The sequence below is a fragment of the Bradyrhizobium sp. CCGE-LA001 genome (assembly GCF_000296215.2).
Taxonomy (GTDB): domain Bacteria; phylum Pseudomonadota; class Alphaproteobacteria; order Rhizobiales; family Xanthobacteraceae; genus Bradyrhizobium.
Map to the genome: position 1 here is coordinate 4865634 of NZ_CP013949.1, position 14135 is coordinate 4879768.

The window sequence follows — 14135 nt, forward strand, 5'->3', positions numbered from 1 at the left end:
GCCATTACTCCGCAATGCGCTCGACGAAGCGCGTCTTGATCGGCAGCTTGGCCGCCGCCAGGGTCAGCGCCTCACGCGCGGTCTGGGTGTTGACGCCGTCGATCTCGAACAGCACCCGGCCCGGCTTGACGCGCGCAACCCACAGTTCCGGCGAACCCTTGCCGGAGCCCATGCGGACTTCGGCCGGCTTCTTCGACACCGGAAGGTCGGGGAACACGCGGATCCAGACGCGGCCGGCGCGCTTCATGTGACGGGTCAGCGCGCGGCGGGCGGCTTCGATCTGGCGCGCGGTGACGCGCTCAGGCTCGGTCGCCTTCAGGCCGTACTGGCCGAACGCCAACGTCGCGCCCGAAGACGCAACGCCGTGGATGCGGCCCTTATGCGCCTTCCGGAACTTCGTTTTCTTAGGTTGCATCATGGCTTTAAGCCCTCAAATTCCTGTCTGGCTTTAGGCTGCGGCCGTCTCGCGGCGCTGACGGCCGCCACGATCGCTGCTGCCGCCGGTGTCGCCCTCGGCCATCCGCTTGTCCTGGGCCATCGGATCGTGCTCGAGGATCTCGCCCTTGAAGATCCAGACCTTGACGCCGCAGGTGCCGAAGGTCGTGAACGCGGTCGCAACGCCGTAGTCGATGTCGGCGCGCAGGGTGTGCAGCGGCACGCGGCCTTCGCGGTACCACTCCATGCGCGCGATTTCCGCACCGCCCAGACGTCCCGAGCAGTTGATGCGGATGCCTTCCGCGCCGAGACGCATCGCCGACTGCACGGCGCGCTTCATGGCGCGGCGGAACGCCACGCGGCGCTCGAGCTGCTGCGCGATCGACTCGGCCACCAGCGTCGCGTCGAGCTCCGGCTTGCGGATCTCGACGATGTTGATGACGACGTCGGACGAGGTGATGTCCGCGACCTTCTTGCGCAGCTTGTCGATGTCGGCGCCCTTCTTGCCGATCACCACGCCCGGACGGGCCGAGTGGATGGTGACGCGGCACTTCTTGTGCGGACGCTCGATTACGATGCGGGCGACGGCCGCCTGCTTGAGCTCCTTGTGCAGGATCTCACGAATCTTGACGTCCTCGTGCAACAGCTTGCCGTATTCCTGCTTGCCGGCGAACCAGCGGGAATCCCAGGTCCGGTTGATGCCGAGACGCAGACCGATCGGATTGATCTTTTGACCCATCGTGTTCTCCTGCGCCCTTAAGCCGCTGCTTCGGCTTCGACCTGACGAACGATGATCGTCAGCTGCGAAAATGGTTTGTAGACACGGCCCGAACGGCCACGGCCGCGCGCGGCGAAGCGCTTCATCACGAGACCGTTGCCGACGAAGGCCTGCGCCACGACGAGATCGTCGACGTCGAGGTCGTGGTTGTTCTCGGCATTGGCGATAGCCGATTCCAGGCACTTCTTCACGTCGACCGCGATCCGCTTGCGCGAAAACTGCAGGTCGGCGAGCGCGGCAGACGCCTTCCGGCCGCGAATGAGCTGGGCGACCAGGTTGAGCTTCTGCGGGCTCACCCGCAGCATCCGGGCGACCGCCTTGGCCTCGTTGTCGGCGAGGCTCCGTTCGCGCTTAGGTTTGCTCATCGTTTAATCCTCAAGCCTTCTTGGCTTTCTTGTCGCCGGAGTGGCCATGGAAGGTCCGGGTCGGCGAGAACTCGCCGAACTTGTGACCGACCATTTCCTCGTTGACGGCCACCGGCACGTGCTTCTGACCGTTGTAGACGCCGAAGGTCAGGCCGACGAACTGCGGCAGGATCGTCGAGCGACGGCTCCAGATCTTGATGACGTCGTGACGGCCGGACGAGCGGGCGGCATCTGCCTTCTTGAGCAGAGAACCCTCGACGAACGGGCCTTTCCAGACTGAACGAACCATGTCCGGCGTTCCTTACTTCTTCCGCTTGTGGCGGCTTAGGAGAATGAATTTGTTGGTCGACTTGTTGGTGCGGGTCTTCTTGCCCTTGGTCGGCTTGCCCCACGGAGTGACCGGGTGGCGACCGCCCGAGGTACGACCTTCACCACCGCCGTGCGGATGGTCGATCGGGTTCATCGCGACACCGCGGTTATGCGGGCGGCGGCCCATCCAACGCTTGCGGCCGGCCTTGCCGATCGAGGTGTTCATGTGATCCGGGTTCGACACCGCGCCGATCGTGCCGCGGCAACGGCCGTGCACCAGGCGCTGCTCGCCCGAGTTCAGGCGGATGATCACGTAGTCCTGGTCGCGGCCGACGAGCTGGGCGTAGGTGCCCGCGGAACGAGCGAGCTGGCCGCCCTTCCCGATTTTGACCTCGATGTTGTGGATGATCGTGCCGACCGGCATGTTGCCGAGCGGCATGACGTTGCCCGGCTTCACGTCGACATAGTTGCCGGCGATGATGGTGTCACCCACGGCCAGGCGCTGCGGCGCCAGGATGTAGGCCTGCTCGCCGTCCTGATACTTGATCAGGGCGATGAAGCCGGTGCGGTTCGGATCGTATTCGAGCCGCTCGACGGTCGCGGGAACGTCGACCTTCTCGCGCTTGAAGTCGACGGTGCGCAGCGTCTGCTTGTGACCGCCGCCGCGGAAGCGCACGGTGATGCGGCCGGTGTTGTTGCGGCCGCCCGAGGACTTCTTGCCCTCGGTGAGCGCCTTCAGCGGCTTGCCCTTGTAGAGGGCCGAACGATCGACCATGACCAGCTGGCGCTGGCCCGGCGTCGTGGGATTGAATGTCTTCAGTGCCATCGTCGTACGACCTTACAGACCGGTGGTGACGTCGATCCGGTGGCCCTCTTCGAGGGTCACGATCGCGCGCTTGGTGTTCGACTGCGAACCGATGTTGCCGCGGAAGGCCTTGACCTTGCCCTTACGGACCAGCGTGTTGACGCTCTTGACCTTGACGTCGAACAGCTTCTCGATCGCTTCCTTGATCTGCGGCTTGGTCGCCTTCGCAGCCACCTTGAACAGCACCTTGTTGTGCTCCGAAGCGATCGTCGCCTTTTCGGTCACGACCGGCGACAGAATCACGTCGTAGTGGCGAGGCTCGATGTTCTTCGTCATTTGAAGCGCGCCTCCAGCGCATCGATGGCGGCCTTGGTCAGAACGAGCTTCTGACGGCGCAGGATGTCATAGACATTGATACCCTGGATCGGCAGCACGTCCATGTTCGGGATGTTGCGGGCCGCGGCGGCAAAGCCGTTGTTGAGCTCGGCGCCGTCGATGATCAGCGCGTTGGTGAGCCCGAGGCCCGAGAAGTGACCGAGCAGCGCCTTGGTCTTGGCGGCTTCCAGCGCGGCCTTCTCGATCACGACCAGATCGCCGTCCTTGGCCTTGGCCGAGAGCGCATGCTTCAGCGCAAGAGCGCGGACCTTCTTCGGCAGGTCAGTGGCGTGCGAACGCACCACCGGACCGAAGGCACGGCCACCGCCACGGAACTGCGGCACGCGTGCCGAGCCGTGACGAGCACCGCCGGTGCCCTTCTGCTTGTACATCTTCTTGCCGGTGCGCCAGATCTCGGCGCGGCCCTTGGCCTTGTGCGTGCCGGCCTGGCGCTTGTTGAGCTGCCACTGCACGCAGCGCGCGATGATGTCCTCGCGCGGCTCCAGGCCGAAAATGGCGTCGGAGAGCTGGACAGAGCCGGCTTCCTTACCTTCGAGGGTGGTGACCTTCAGTTCCATCTCACGCCTCCTGCGCAGCCGGAGCGGCGTCCGCGTCGCCAGCAACCTTGAACTTGCCGGGCTTCGGAGCTTCCTTCGGCAGCGGCTTCTTGACGGCATCGCGCACGCGGATCCAGCCGCCCTTGGAGCCGGGAACGGCACCTTCGACGAGGATCAGGCCGCGCTCGACATCGGTCTGAACGACGCGAAGGTTGAGCGTGGTGATGCGATCGACACCCATGTGGCCGGGCATCTTCTTGTTCTTCCAGGTCTTGCCGGGGTCCTGACGGCCGCCGGTCGAACCGATCGAGCGGTGCGAGATCGACACACCGTGCGTGGCGCGCAGACCGCCGAAGTTCCAACGCTTCATGCCGCCCGCAAAACCCTTACCGACCGAGGTGCCGGTGACGTCGACGAACTGGCCGACGACGAAGTGATCGGCCTGGATCTCGGCGCCGACCGGGATCATGGCATCCGCGGTGACGCGGAATTCCTCGACCCGGCGCTTCGGCTCGACCTTGGCGACGGCGAACTGACCGCGCTCGGCCTTGGGCATGTAAACGGTCTTGCGGCTGCCAGAACCGAGCTGGAGCGCGACGTAACCGTTCTTCTCTTCGGTGCGGTGGCCTACGACCTGGCAATTGCCGAGCTTCAGCACGGTCACGGGGATATGTTCGCCGGCCTCTGTGAAGACCCGCGTCATCCCGACCTTTTGTGCGATCACTCCGGAGCGCATCGGCTTGCTTCCTGTTCTTTCTGTCCTTGCGGACTAGCTAATCTTCGGTGTGAGCAAGACCCGGTCCGAGAACCGGTGCCCACTTCTCGGGGTCTTGCTCAGAGCTTGATCTCGACGTCGACACCGGCGGCCAGATCGAGCTTCATCAAAGCATCGACGGTCTGCGGGGTCGGATCGACGATGTCGAGCAGGCGCTTGTGCGTGCGCATCTCGAACTGTTCGCGGCTCTTCTTGTCGACGTGGGGCGAACGGTTGACGGTGAACTTCTCGATGCGGGTGGGCAGCGGAATGGGTCCGCGGACCTGCGCGCCGGTGCGCTTCGCCGTGTTCACGATCTCGCGGGTCGACGTATCGAGGATACGATGGTCGAACGCCTTGAGACGGATGCGAATGTTTTGGCCGTTCATTGCCGTGCTTTCTTTGGGTAGAGTGGCGAGTAGCGAGTAGCGAATAGAGTTCCCTATTCGCCACTCACCATTCCCTATTCGCTTGTTACTCGATGATCGAGGCGACGACGCCGGCGCCGACGGTGCGGCCACCTTCGCGGATCGCGAAGCGGAGCTTCTCTTCCATCGCGATCGGCACGATCAGGTGCACTTCCATCGCGATGTTGTCGCCCGGCATCACCATCTCGGTGCCTTCCGGCAGATGCACGACACCGGTCACGTCGGTGGTGCGGAAGTAGAACTGGGGACGGTAGTTGGTGAAGAACGGGGTGTGGCGACCGCCCTCTTCCTTGGTGAGGATGTAGGCCTCAGCCTTGAACTTGGTGTGCGGCTTGACCGAACCCGGCTTGCACAGCACTTGGCCGCGCTCGACGTCCTCGCGCTTGGTGCCGCGGAGCAGCGCACCGATGTTGTCGCCGGCCTGACCCTGATCGAGCAGCTTGCGGAACATTTCGACGCCGGTGACAGTGGTCTTCTGGGTCGCACGGAGACCGACGATCTCGATTTCCTCGCCGACCTTGACGATGCCGCGCTCGACACGACCGGTCACGACGGTGCCGCGGCCCGAGATCGAGAACACGTCTTCAACCGGCATCAGGAACGGCTGATCGATCGGGCGCTCCGGCTGCGGGATGTATGAGTCGACATTCTTCATCAGCTCGAGGATGGCGTCGTGACCGAGAGCCTTGTTGGAATCCTCCAGAGCGGCCAGCGCCGAGCCCTTGACGATCGGGATCGTGTCGCCCGGGAATTCGTACTTCGAGAGCAGTTCGCGGACTTCGAGTTCGACGAGCTCGAGCAGCTCCGGATCGTCGACCATGTCGCACTTGTTGAGGAACACGACGAGCGCGGGCACGCCGACCTGGCGGGCGAGCAGGATGTGTTCGCGGGTCTGCGGCATCGGGCCGTCAGCGGCCGACACGACCAGGATCGCGCCGTCCATCTGGGCCGCACCGGTGATCATGTTCTTGACGTAGTCGGCGTGGCCGGGGCAGTCGACGTGGGCGTAGTGGCGGTTCGGCGTCTCGTACTCGACATGCGCGGTCGAGATGGTGATGCCGCGCGCCTTCTCTTCCGGCGCCTTGTCGATCTGGTCGTACGCGGTGAACGTCGCGCCGCCTGCTTCGGCGAGAACCTTGGTGATCGCCGCGGTCAGCGACGTCTTGCCATGGTCGACGTGACCGATGGTGCCGATGTTGCAGTGCGGCTTGTTACGTTCAAACTTTGCTTTGGCCATTTGACTCTCCGTTCAATCGTCAGCTTGAGACCGACGATAATCAGGCAAACTTCTTCTGGACTTCTGCCGACACGTTGGCCGGCGCTTCTGCGTAGTGGTCGAACTGCATCGTGAAGGTCGCGCGACCCTGGCTCATCGAGCGCAGATTGTTCACGTACCCGAACATGTTCATGAGCGGCACCATCGCGTTGATGACGTTGGCGTTGCCGCGCATGTCCTGACCCTGGATCTGACCGCGCCGGGAGTTCAGGTCGCCGATGACCGAGCCGGTGTAGTCTTCCGGGGTCACCACTTCGACCTTCATGATCGGCTCGAGCAGGACGGACTTGCCCATCTGGAGCGCTTCGCGGAAGCAGGCGCGCGAGGCGATTTCGAAGGCGAGCGCCGACGAGTCGACGTCGTGATACTTGCCGTCGACGAGCTGGACCTTGACGTCGACCACGGGGAAGCCCGCGACCACGCCGGACGACAGCACGCTCTCCAGGCCCTTCTCGACGCCGGGGATATATTCCTTCGGCACCGCGCCGCCGACGATCTTCGATTCGAACTCGAAGCCCTTGCCGGCTTCGTTCGGCTCGACGATGAACGACACCGCCGCGAACTGGCCGGTACCGCCGGTCTGCTTCTTGTGGGTGTAGCTGTGCTCCACCCGCTTGGTAACGCGCTCACGGAACGCCACCTGCGGCGCGCCGATGTTGGCGTCGACCTTGTAGGTCCGCTTGAGGATGTCGACCTTGATGTCGAGATGGAGTTCGCCCATGCCCTTGAGGATGGTCTGGCCGGACTCGTGGTCGGTCGACACGCGGAAGGACGGATCCTCCGCGGCGAGCTTGGCCAGCGCCACGCCCAGCTTCTCCTGGTCGGCCTTGGACTTCGGCTCGATCGCGATCTCGATGACCGGCTCGGGGAATTCCATCTTCTCCAGGATCACCTGCTTGTCGGGATCGCACAGCGTGTCACCGGTGCGCGCTTCCTTCAGGCCGGCCAGCGCGACGATGTCGCCGGCATAGGCTTCCTTGATGTCCTCGCGGTTGTTCGCATGCATCAACAACATGCGCCCGATCCGCTCCTTCTTCTCGCGGGTCGAGTTCACGACGCCGGTGCCGCTCTGCAGAATGCCGGAGTAGATGCGGCAGAAGGTGATGGTGCCGACGAACGGGTCGTCCATGATCTTGAACGCGAGCAGCGCCAGCGGCTCCTTGTCGTCCGCCTTGCGCACGACTTCGTTACCCTTGTCGTCGGTGCCCTTGATCGCGGGCACGTCGAGCGGCGACGGCAGATAGTCGACGACGGCGTCGAGCAGCGGCTGCACGCCCTTGTTCTTGAAGGCCGAGCCGCACAGCACGGGATAGAACGCGCCGGTCAGAACCGCCTTGCGGATCAGCCTCTTCAGCGTCGCCTCGTCCGGCTCCTTGCCGTCGAGATAGGCGGCCATGGCGTCGTCGTCGAGCTCGACGGCGGCCTCCACCATCTTCTCGCGGTATTCCTTGGCCTGGTCGACGAGATCTTCCGGAATGTCGACATAGTCGAACTTGGCGCCGAGCGCTTCATCGTTCCAGACGACGCCCTTCATCTTCACGAGGTCGACGAGACCCTTGAAGTTGTTCTCGGAACCGATCGGAAGCTGGATCGCGACGGGCTTGGCGCCGAGACGATCGACGATGTCGGACAGGCACTTGAAGAAGTCCGCACCGATCTTGTCCATCTTGTTGGCGAAGACGATGCGCGGAACCTTGTACTTGTCGCCCTGGCGCCAGACGGTCTCCGTCTGGGGCTCAACGCCCTGGTTGGAGTCGAGCACGCAGACAGCGCCGTCGAGCACGCGCAGCGAACGCTCGACCTCGATGGTGAAGTCGACGTGGCCGGGGGTGTCGATGATGTTCAGGCGCTTGCCGGCCCAGAAGGCGGTGGTCGCAGCCGAGGTGATCGTGATGCCACGCTCCTGCTCCTGCTCCATCCAGTCCATCGTCGCGGCACCTTCGTGCACTTCGCCGATCTTGTGGCTCTTGCCGGTGTAATAGAGGATACGCTCGGTCGTCGTCGTCTTGCCGGCGTCGATATGCGCCATGATACCGAAGTTACGGTAGTCCTCGATGGCATGTTGGCGGGGCATGGGGTGTTCCTTGCGAGTCCGTTTGTTTCGCCGTTACCAGCGATAGTGCGAGAAGGCGCGGTTGGCTTCCGCCATGCGGTGCACGTCTTCGCGCTTCTTGACGGCGTTCCCACGATTGTTTGACGCATCCAGCAACTCGGCCGAAAGCCGCTCGGTCATGGTCTTCTCGTTGCGCTCACGCGCGGCCGAGATCAGCCAGCGGATACCAAGTGCTTGACGGCGGGTCGAACGAACTTCGACCGGAACCTGGTAGGTCGCACCGCCGACGCGGCGGGAGCGAACCTCGATGGTCGGCATGACGTTCTCGAGGGCCTGCTCGAACACGCCGAGCGGGTTCTGCTTGGTCTTGGATTCGATGATACCAAACGCACCGTAGACGATGCCTTCGGCAACCGACTTCTTGCCGGCGTACATCACCGAGTTCATGAACTTCGTGACGATGATGTTCCCGAACTTCGGATCCGGGAGAACTTCGCGCTTTTCCGCTGAGTGGCGACGAGACATAGGCCTGGTTCCCGCTTACTTCGGACGCTTCGCGCCGTACTTCGAACGACGCTGCTTACGGTTCTTGACGCCCTGGGTATCCAGAACGCCGCGGAGGATGTGGTAGCGCACGCCGGGCAAATCCTTGACGCGGCCGCCGCGGATCATGACCACCGAGTGCTCCTGGAGGTTATGGCCCTCGCCGGGGATGTAGCCGATCACCTCGAAGCCGTTGGTCAGGCGCACCTTGGCGACCTTACGAAGCGCCGAGTTCGGCTTCTTCGGGGTCGTGGTGTAGACGCGGGTGCAAACACCACGCTTCTGAGGCGACTGCTGCAGCGCCGGCACCTTCTTGCGCGACTTCTGCACTTCCCGCGGTTGAGCGATCAGCTGGTTGATCGTCGGCATCCTGGCCTTACCCTTTGTTCTGTCGCGACCCCTTCCGGGCCCGCTGTCTTGCCGCGGCCCGTTGCCGGGACCGCAAATTCTTTTCGAGCCACCCGCCCGACGGGGCCGCCCTGCGCGGATCGATCCGCACAAAGCGAAATTGCGCCAACCGCTCCATTGCTGAGCGGAAAGCGCTTCGACGCCACAGAGGACCGCAGTATTGAGGCCGATCAGCATAATGCCGCGGCCCGCGCACTGAGGTCATGCATCCGAGTTCGATCTCAAGAGAACGTGCTCAAGAGAACTAAAATCGCACTGGCATTGCCTAGCTATGATCGACAGCGTTTGAGCGGCATTCGTCGAGGTTGGTGCCCGGCTTTGCGACCCCTGGTAGACGTAGTCCGTGGGGATCAGACGGGTGGCCCGTTCCGACGCTGGCGATGCTCACCGCCTGTCGTTAAGTGAGGCGCTTTCTATAAGTGAGAATCGGTCAAGTCAAGGTGAAACGACAGTCGGAAAACGCTTCTGGCGCCTGTCGAAATCAATATTTGCCGTCCTCGCCACGCCTTCCCGATATGGGCGGGAAGCGCCGGTTTCGCCAGCTTCAAGCACATTTTACCCGGATTAAATATACTTTTATTTCGAGAATCCGGGCCGTTGTCCCGCCGATGCGCCAATCCGCTGCCGTTCTAGAGCTTCCAGGCCGGCGATGCGCCGTCGCGCGGGCATCATTGCGGCAAGGCTGACGATCGGCCAAAGGCCGATCAGGTCGTTCAAAGGGCCGAAAAAATGCGCCGCACTGCGTGGCCGGGGGTCTCACGCTTGGGAATCACCGGGTCGCTGGTGGGCGTCGAATCGGCCCGGCGCACGTCCCGCCGGCTCAGAACCCCCTCGTCATTCCTCCTCGTCGTCTTCATCCTCGTCGTCATCGTCGCGGTCGTCGGCGTGAGCCACAGCGCCGTGCGGTTGGTGGATCTGGTCGTTCCACAGCTTGCGATAGGTGCCGTTCTTCGCAAGCAGTTCGGCATGAGTGCCGCGCTCGATCGCCTTGCCTCCCGAGATCACGATGATCTCGTCCATCTCCACCACCGAGGTCAGGCGGTGGGTCGACCAGATCATGGTGCGGCCCTTGGCGACCTTCAGCAGCGTGCGGTTGATCGCCGCTTCCGTGGTCTGGTCGAGTGCCGAGGTGGCTTCGTCCAACAGCAGCACGGACGGATTGCGGATGATCGCGCGCGCGATCGCGATGCGTTGACGCTGGCCGCCCGAGAGCGTATCGCCGCGCTCGCCGACCGGCGTGTCGTATCGCTGCGGCAGGCTCATGATGTAGCGGTGGATCTCGGCCTTCTTGGCGGCCTCCTCCACCTCTTCGTCGGTCGCGCCCTCCTTGCCGAGGCGGATGTTCTCGCGGATCGACATGTTGAACAGCATGTTCTCCTGGAACACCACGGCCATGCTCCGGCGCAGCGAATCCAGCGTCACCTTGCGGACGTCGACGCCGTCGATGGTGACGCGGCCTTCGTCGGGCACGTAGAGCCGCAAGATCAGATTGAGCAGCGTGCTCTTGCCGGAGCCCGAGGGGCCGACGATGGCGATGCGCTTGCCGGCGTTGAGCTTGAGGCTGAGATTGTCCAGTACCGGCGTCTGGCTGCCTTCGTACTGGAAGGTGACGCGGTCGAAGGTGATGTCGTTGGTGATGCGCGGCAGGTCGGGCGCGCCGGGGCGGTCGGCAGCACGCGTCGGCTCGTCGAGCAGCTCCTGGATGTGCCGGATCGCCGCGGCCGAAGAGATCGACACCGGAATGAAATGCATCACATGGGCGATGTTGTAGGACACCTCCCAGAACGCGCTCTCGAAGGTGACGAAGGTGCCGATCGTGATCCGGCCCGTTGTCGCCAGATAGGCGCCGATCGCGAGCACCACGAGATGCAGGAGAAGGACCGATATGGTGACCGTCCGCTCCACCATGGTCGACAGGAAGGTCGCTGAGGCGATCCTGTTGCGGGTCTCGTCGTTGCGGAAGCGGAAGAAGCCGAACATCTTGCGTTGCAGGCTGAATGCCTTGATGACCGCCTGCGCCGCCACGTTCTCCTGCACCATGCCGAGCAGCGCGCTCTCGTTCTGCTTCTGCTCGTAATTGGCCTGCACGGCCTTTGGCGTCAGGATGCGCGGCCCGATCAGCGTGATCGGGAACACCAGCAGCGCGACCACGGCAAGCTGCCAGTTCAGGAACAGCATCAGGATGATGCCGGCAATCAGTTCCATGAACGGCAGCGCGGCACTGTTGGCAAAGGTCTTCACCGAGCCTTCGACGGCCGAGAGGTCGACCGAGAAGCGCGACAGGATCTCGCCGCGTTTGGTGCGGCCGAAATAGGCCGCCGGCAGATCCTGGACGTGCTCGAACAGGCGCGTGCGGATGTCCGAGATGACGCAGGCGGCCAGCCGCGCATCCCAGCGCTCGTACCAGACCGCGACGATCGAGGTGAAGATGCCGGTGACCGCGAGCACGCCGAGGATCTTGTAGAGCGCCTGGAAGTCCTCCTCGCCGAGCGCGTCGTCGATCAGGTATTTCAGGCTGAGCGGCATGATGACGTTGAACAGCGTCTCGACGAAGACGCCGAACGCCACGTAGGACAGCATCCGCTTGTAATTGGTCAGATAGGGCCTGACGAACCCGACGATGGTGGCGAGCGCGCCGGCGGCCTCGCGCGCGGTGAAGACGACGAGATCCTCGTCCTCATCGTCGTCATCGAGCTCCAGTTCGCCCTCCTCATCCTCTTCGTCCTCGTCGTGTTCGAGGTCCGGCTTGGCGCCGGCGGCGAGCTTGTGGTCGAGCTCGGCCGCTTCTTCCGCGGCGAGCTTCTGTTTGTCGGGCGGGAGGGGCTTGGACGCCATGAAACCAACCGATGCTGACGGCCGGCATGACCGCAGAGAATGCAGGAATAGCGGCAACCGCTATTGCACCGATTCTATGCGATCAAGATGAATTCGGCAAAACAATTGGCAAATTCGGCAGGTACCCCAGCCAGCTAGTCGTCGTCCTCGTCCTCGACCTTGTCGAAGAAGGAGTAGCGCAAGCTGTCGGCGTCGGCGTACCACTGACCCGGGCCCTTGTTGGCGGCGAGCGTCGCCTCCCAGAGCGCATCGGTGCATTCCTTGCGGTGCATCGACAGGTCGAAACCATTACCGAAGAACAGTTCGGACCATTCCCACCAGGTGCCGAGCTTCTTGACGCCACGCAGCAGGTCGTAGCGGTCGATCAGTGCCGGCGCCATGTCCGAGGTGATCGAGCCGAACACGAGGCCGGTCTTGACCACGCGGTTCAGCTCGCGGATCGCGCGGACCACCTGCTTCGGGGACACGTGGCAGAGGCTGGTCTCGAACACGAAGTCGAACGCACCGTCCTTGAACGGCATGTCGGTGACCGAGCCGAGCTTGTTGTACTTCTTCAGCGGCTTCGGCGTCCTGGCGTGGATGGCGCGGTTGTTCTCGATTCCCCAGGCGTCGATGCCGCGATCGCGCAGCGCACCGACCAGCTCGCCGCTGGCGGAGCCCGCGACCAGCAGCTTGGCGCCCTTCGCGCTGCCCCAGACAATGCCGATCAGTTTGGTGAGATAATCGGGATCGGTGAAATTGCGCCACGCCTCGTGATAGGGGCCGAGGCCACGATAGTTCTCGAAATAGCGGCGATCGATCTTGTCCGAGAGCGGCTTGTCGTCCTGTGCCCGCTCGCGGCGCAGGCGCATCATCTCGGTCAGGATGATGTCGGTCGCCGCATCCGACGAATCGAGCAGTCCGTTCAGCGTCGAGTCGAACAGATAGTCGCCGACCACAACGATGCCGGGATGCTCCTTCGGCTCGGGCCGGTGATTGGTCATCACGTCGCGCACGGGTAGGCCGCCGGGAATCGCGTTCACCGACGACAGCCAGCGGTGAATCTTGCCTTCCATGAAATGCGAGCGCGCATCGCCGAGCGAAGCCGGCAGCGACTTCAGCGCCGCATCGATCAGGTCCTGGTCCGACAGATTGGCGAAGGCCAGCGCGTCGGAGCCGGGAATGAGCCAGTTCAGGACGCCATGCTTGCCGACGTCGTGGCGCGCGCCCTCATTGTAGACGCAGCAGCCGCCGAAGGCCTCCGACATGAACCAGGCGCCGGCAATCTTCTCGCCCCAGAACGGGCTGTCGAACAGGATGGACACACGCAGATAGTGCGCCGGACGGTCGAAATAGGAGACGTGCTTGACCATCGACTTGCGCAGCTGCTCGCCTTCCCAGCCCACGGTAGCAAGCCAGGAATGCGGCAGGCAGACCAGCACGAGATCGAAATCGCGCGTCTCGGGCCCCTTGCCGTTCATCATCTTGAGCTGGTAGCGGCCGGTCGGCGCCTTGCCGACGGTGAGCACGCGATGATTGAGCTGGATGTCGGCGTTGACCTCCGACTGCAGGCATTCGATCAGCTGCTCGTTGCCGTTCTGGATGGAATAGAGGCCGATATAGCCGTCGACATCCATGAGATAGTTCTTGAGCGCGTTGAGGCCGTTGGTGTTGTGGCTCTCCGTTGCGATGTCCGAGCGCGCCATGACCTTGAAGAAGCGTTTCGCCGTCTCGTCCTCGACCTCCTCGTCGAGCACCTGCTCGGCGGTCTTGTAGGCCCAGGGGTTCTCGTTGTCGTGCGCGCCGACGCCCTCGTAATACTCGATCGGCGACATCATTTCGGCACAGCGATTGCGGAATGCCTCGATCGCGGTCGCGGTCTTGGCGCCGTATCTGCGGCGCATGCCGGCGACGTCGTTGAGGAGCTCACCGCCGAACTGCACCTGCTCGGCGTCCATCGGAATGGTCTGGAGCCCGAAATGCTGGATCAGCTCGCGCAGCGGATCGGGGCCGGTCATCGAGTAGTCGTAGATTTCGGCAACGCCGGCTTCATACATGGCAGGCGCCGAATCGAACTTGCGCGTGACAATCTTGCCGCCGAGCCGATCGGACGCCTCGAAGATGGTGACGCGGCAGAGGTCGCCGAGCTTGCGCTTCAGATACCAAGCGCTCATCAGCCCGCCGGGGCCGCCGCCTACGATTGCGAGATCAAGCATGTGAGTTCCGTGGTCTTTC

At 63.4% G+C, this 14135-nt stretch carries 15 protein-coding genes; all 15 read right to left on the reverse strand.

The window, feature by feature from the left end; all coding sequences use genetic code 11:
- Positions 1 to 4: 4 nt before the first annotated feature.
- On the reverse strand, positions 5 to 418 hold the full coding sequence (rplP, locus tag BCCGELA001_RS22710; protein ID WP_008549252.1) for a 50S ribosomal protein L16: 414 nt from the start codon (positions 416 to 418) through the stop codon (positions 5 to 7).
- 30 nt (positions 419 to 448) lie between these two features.
- On the reverse strand, positions 449 to 1174 hold the full coding sequence (gene rpsC, locus BCCGELA001_RS22715; RefSeq protein WP_060736368.1) for a 30S ribosomal protein S3: 726 nt from the start codon (positions 1172 to 1174) through the stop codon (positions 449 to 451).
- A 17-nt stretch (positions 1175 to 1191) separates the two neighbouring features.
- Positions 1192 to 1578, reverse strand: coding sequence for a 50S ribosomal protein L22 (gene rplV, locus BCCGELA001_RS22720; protein WP_008549264.1), 387 nt, complete (start codon positions 1576 to 1578; stop codon positions 1192 to 1194).
- Positions 1579 to 1588: 10 nt separating this feature from the next.
- Positions 1589 to 1867, reverse strand: a complete 279-nt coding sequence (gene rpsS / locus BCCGELA001_RS22725; RefSeq protein WP_007603021.1) for a 30S ribosomal protein S19 — start codon at positions 1865 to 1867, stop codon at positions 1589 to 1591.
- A 12-nt stretch (positions 1868 to 1879) separates the two neighbouring features.
- Positions 1880 to 2713 (reverse strand): 50S ribosomal protein L2, encoded by an 834-nt coding sequence (gene rplB, locus BCCGELA001_RS22730; RefSeq protein ID WP_060736369.1) that lies wholly within the window; start codon positions 2711 to 2713, stop codon positions 1880 to 1882.
- Positions 2714 to 2725: 12 nt separating this feature from the next.
- Positions 2726 to 3028: a 50S ribosomal protein L23 gene (locus BCCGELA001_RS22735; protein WP_008566601.1), complete on the reverse strand. Its 303-nt coding sequence runs from the start codon at positions 3026 to 3028 to the stop codon at positions 2726 to 2728.
- Positions 3025 to 3645: a 50S ribosomal protein L4 gene (gene rplD / locus BCCGELA001_RS22740; protein ID WP_018647243.1), complete on the reverse strand. Its 621-nt coding sequence runs from the start codon at positions 3643 to 3645 to the stop codon at positions 3025 to 3027. The genes BCCGELA001_RS22735 and rplD overlap by 4 nt, the downstream gene beginning before the upstream one ends.
- A 1-nt stretch (position 3646) precedes the next feature.
- Positions 3647 to 4360 carry a 50S ribosomal protein L3 gene (rplC, locus tag BCCGELA001_RS22745; protein ID WP_008549275.1) on the reverse strand — a complete coding sequence of 238 codons (714 nt, stop codon included), beginning with the start codon at positions 4358 to 4360 and terminating at the stop codon, positions 3647 to 3649.
- A gap of 98 nt (positions 4361 to 4458) precedes the next feature.
- Positions 4459 to 4767, reverse strand: coding sequence for a 30S ribosomal protein S10 (gene rpsJ / locus BCCGELA001_RS22750; RefSeq protein WP_002712302.1), 309 nt, complete (start codon positions 4765 to 4767; stop codon positions 4459 to 4461).
- 85 nt (positions 4768 to 4852) lie between these two features.
- Positions 4853 to 6043, reverse strand: a complete 1191-nt coding sequence (gene tuf / locus BCCGELA001_RS22755) for an elongation factor Tu (RefSeq protein WP_008549278.1) — start codon at positions 6041 to 6043, stop codon at positions 4853 to 4855.
- Between the two features lie 40 nt (positions 6044 to 6083).
- On the reverse strand, positions 6084 to 8156 hold the full coding sequence (gene fusA, locus BCCGELA001_RS22760; RefSeq protein ID WP_008549281.1) for an elongation factor G: 2073 nt from the start codon (positions 8154 to 8156) through the stop codon (positions 6084 to 6086).
- Positions 8157 to 8189: 33 nt separating this feature from the next.
- Positions 8190 to 8660 (reverse strand): 30S ribosomal protein S7, encoded by a 471-nt coding sequence (gene rpsG / locus BCCGELA001_RS22765; RefSeq protein WP_008136420.1) that lies wholly within the window; start codon positions 8658 to 8660, stop codon positions 8190 to 8192.
- A gap of 15 nt (positions 8661 to 8675) precedes the next feature.
- Positions 8676 to 9047 carry a 30S ribosomal protein S12 gene (rpsL, locus tag BCCGELA001_RS22770; protein ID WP_007603006.1) on the reverse strand — a complete coding sequence of 124 codons (372 nt, stop codon included), beginning with the start codon at positions 9045 to 9047 and terminating at the stop codon, positions 8676 to 8678.
- An 873-nt stretch (positions 9048 to 9920) separates the two neighbouring features.
- Entirely contained in the window at positions 9921 to 11921 is a 2001-nt protein-coding gene (locus tag BCCGELA001_RS22775) for an ABC transporter ATP-binding protein (RefSeq protein ID WP_060736370.1), read from the reverse strand.
- A 134-nt stretch (positions 11922 to 12055) separates the two neighbouring features.
- Positions 12056 to 14116 (reverse strand): FAD-dependent oxidoreductase, encoded by a 2061-nt coding sequence (locus BCCGELA001_RS22780; protein ID WP_008549307.1) that lies wholly within the window; start codon positions 14114 to 14116, stop codon positions 12056 to 12058.
- Between the last annotated feature and the right edge of the window lie 19 nt (positions 14117 to 14135).